The organism is Planosporangium thailandense (genome assembly GCF_011947195.1).
Lineage (GTDB): Bacteria > Actinomycetota > Actinomycetes > Mycobacteriales > Micromonosporaceae > Planosporangium > Planosporangium thailandense.
In genome coordinates, this window is the sequence record NZ_JAATVY010000086.1 from 1 (window position 1) to 774 (window position 774).

The 774-nt window shown below is 70.2% G+C and carries 1 protein-coding gene; it reads left to right on the top strand.

Annotation, left to right across the window (positions count from 1 at the left end; translation table 11 throughout):
* Positions 1–55 precede the first annotated feature (55 nt).
* Positions 56–774 (top strand): AMP-binding protein (locus HC031_RS32230; protein WP_338090935.1); only part of this gene is annotated, 719 nt, incomplete at its 3' end.

Sequence of the window (774 nt, forward strand, 5' to 3'; positions counted from 1 at the left end):
CCTCGCGTACGTCATGTACACGTCGGGGTCGACCGGCACACCGAAGGGGGTGGCGGTGCGCCACCGTGATGTCGCCGCGCTCGCGTTTGATCGGCGGTTCGCCGGTGGTGGGCACGAGCGGGTGTTGTTGCACTCGTCGGTGGCGTTCGACGCGTCCACCTATGAGCTGTGGGTGCCGTTGCTCAATGGTGGTCGGGTGGTGGTGGCGCCGCCGGTGGAGCTGGATGTGGAGGCGCTGCGGGGGCTTGTCGTCGAGTTCGGGGTGACGGGGCTGTGGTTGACCTCGGGGTTGTTTCGGGTGGTGGCGCAGGAGGATCCGGGTTGTCTGGCCGGGGTGCGGGAGGTGTGGACCGGCGGCGATGTGGTGCCGGCGGGTGCGGTGCGGGCGGTGATGGCGGCGTGTGCGGGTCTGGTGGTGGTGGACGGGTACGGGCCGACGGAGACGACGACGTTCGCGACCGCATACCGGATGGCCGACGTTACGGCGGTGCCGGAGGTGGTGCCGATCGGGCGGCCGTTGGACAACATGCGGGTGTATGTGCTGGACGAGGCGTTGCGGCCGGTGCCGGTGGGGGCTCCGGGGGAGTTGTGTATCGCCGGGGCCGGGTTGGCGCGCGGATACCTCAACCGGCCGGGGTTGACGGCCGAACGCTTCGTGGCCTGTCCGTTCGGGGTGCCGGGGGAGCGGATGTATCGCACCGGGGACGTGGTGCGGTGGCGGGCTGACGGTCGGCTGGAGTTTGTCGGCCGGGCCGATGATCAGGTGAAGATTCG